Origin of the sequence: Desulfonatronospira sp. MSAO_Bac3, from assembly GCF_003838035.1 — a bacterium.
Lineage (GTDB): Bacteria > Desulfobacterota > Desulfovibrionia > Desulfovibrionales > Desulfonatronovibrionaceae > Desulfonatronospira > Desulfonatronospira thiodismutans.
Genome location: NZ_QYZY01000117.1, coordinates 1 through 2,371 on the forward strand (window position 1 = coordinate 1; position 2,371 = coordinate 2,371).

2 protein-coding genes are annotated in these 2,371 nt (G+C 53.7%); one reads left to right on the forward strand and one right to left on the reverse strand.

Translation table 11 applies throughout. From position 1 onward, the window contains the following. Nucleotides 1-266: 266 nt before the first annotated feature. Complete coding sequence (gene ruvB, locus D5S03_RS04315; protein WP_008870582.1) at nt 267-1,226, reverse strand: Holliday junction branch migration DNA helicase RuvB; 960 nt, start codon at nt 1,224-1,226, stop codon at nt 267-269. Nucleotides 1,227-1,499: 273 nt separating this feature from the next. Here ruvB and D5S03_RS04320 point away from each other — a divergent pair. Beyond that, nucleotides 1,500-2,371, forward strand: an 872-nt coding sequence (locus D5S03_RS04320) for a protoglobin domain-containing protein (RefSeq protein WP_287042785.1), incomplete at its 3' end; no start/stop codon positions are given.

Consider the following 2,371-nt stretch of genomic DNA (forward strand, 5'->3'; position numbering starts at 1 on the left):
GGGGCATAGGGCATGGGGCATGGGGAAGAACGTATGGGAGTATGGGTGTGTGGGAGTATGGGTGTGGGAAGAGATGGAGACAGGGCAGGGAGCAAAGGCATTTATTGTGCCTTTCCCTGACTTAACAAGCAACCCATTTTCTAAGTGTAACCATTCAGGGGGTCCTCGGTGGTTACTCATGGCATTAGGCCAGGGGACTGTCCCCCTGGCCGGTACCTACCCCCCTGAATGGTTACTTCTAAGTGTTGTAGCAGGGCTTTTTTTCTTCAAACCGGTAGGTTGAGGTGTTCGTATGCCCTGGGAGTGGCCACTCTGCCCCTGGGGGTGCGTTTTAAAAATCCGCACTGGATGAGATACGGTTCGTAAATGTCTTCCAGGGTGCGGACTTCTTCTGAACAGGCCACAGCTACTGTCTTGACTCCCACAGGACCGCCTGCGAATTGGCGGATGATGCAGTCCAGGATCTTGCGATCCATCTGGTCCAGGCCCAGGGGATCAACATCCATGCGCTTGAGTGCCCTGGATGCCACCTGAGAGTCGATGACCTCCTGCCTGCCCACCACTGCAAAATCATGCACCCTTCGAAGCAGGCGGTTGGCTATTCGCGGGGTGCCCCTGGAACGCCTGCCGATTTCCAGGGCACCGTCAGAGGTTATGTTGATTCCAAGGATCCTTGCGGAGCGTTCCACTATGGTGGCCAGTTCCTCAGGGGCATAAAAGTCCAGCCTGCAGATGACCCCGAAGCGGTCCCGCAGGGGGGAGGTTAAAAGCCCGATCCTGGTGGTCGCCCCCACCAGGGTGAATGGTTCCAGGTCGATCTTTACCGTCCTGGCCCCGGGTCCCTGACCCAGGATAAGATCCAGCTTGAAATCCTCCAGGGCAGGGTAGAGAATTTCTTCTACTGTGGCCGGCATGCGGTGTATTTCATCGATGAACAGGACATCATTTCTGCTCAGGTTGGTCAGAATGGCAGCCAGATCAGCGCTTCTCTCCAGAACCGGTCCGGTGGTGCAGACAATATTCACCCCCAGTTCTCCGGCCAGAATCCTGGCCATGGTGGTCTTGCCCAGTCCGGGGTTGCCGTAAAGCAGGGTGTGATCCAGATGCAGCCCTCTTTCCAGGGCAGCTCCGAGGTAGACCTTGAGGTTGGAGCGTACATCCTCCTGGCCTACAAACTGGTCAAGAGTGTGAGGCCTTACGTGCTCGTCGTTGGTACTGCTGTTCATAGTAATAATGGTCACAGGTGCGGGTATTTAGGCCTGCCTGGCAGAACCGCCAGGCCCGGGGCAAACTGATAATTTTTAAAGTACCATTACTTGCTGCCCTGGTCAATGCGGGCTTTTGCGGCAATGAAACAGGCCTTGCAGGTTTTTGGGTCCAAGCACTTTACAGGAGGATGCTCTTGAGGCAGGAAATTCTTGCCAGGCAGGCAATTTTCAGGTGCTGCTGAAGATTTGGCAGGACTGATGTATTCAGAAATGTAACTCGGGGCGATTATTATGCGTAAACAGGTTCCACTGGAAAGACTTCTTTATTTCAAGGAACAGATAGGTTTTGATGCCAAGACTCAAGAGCTTCTCAAAAAGCACGGTCATGTAATTGCAGAGCACAAAGAGGATTTTGCCGTGTATTTCGAGGAGTTTTTCAGGGGGGTTGAAGAGACCAGGCCTTATCTTGAGGTTCAGGAATATCCAGGACAGCTGCAGGGAATATGGAAGAGGTGGTTTGAGAGCATACTGACCAGGGATTTTGATGAACACCTGGTGGGCTGGATGTGGAACAGTGGGATAACCCATGTGCGCATCAACCTGGATCACAGGTTTGTAAACCTTGGATACTGCCTTGCCAGGAGATTCTTCAATCAGGCCATCAGCAGAAGCATTGCACAGGAGGATATGGCGGAAGCCATGGAGGCGGTAGAAAAGGCCCTGGATCTGTGTCTGCTCATTGAAACCGAGGCTTTTTTAGCCAACACCTTTCAGTGCGACAGCGAAGTTATAAGGGGTATCGCCCACCAGATCAGAAATCCCATTACCGTCATCGGGGGCAGCATCATGCGCCTCAAGCGCAGCAAGGAAGTCACTGCCGGGGCGGCCCATGAAACCTACGACACCATTCTGGCCGAGTCCAGGCGCATGGAGAAGATGGTTCGGGATGTAAGCAGCTACAACGAAGTTTTTCACCGCCAGTCGGAATGGAGCCCTGTTTTCCTGCAGGAAATGCTGCAACAAGTCCTGGATGAGTGCAGTAATCGCTATCCGGTGGACAACCTGGACCTGCAGACCGGTTTTGCTCCCATGGCCAAACAGGTGCTGGGCAACCCTGATGAGTACCGCCTCATGTTCAGGCACCTGCTGGCCAACGCCTTTGA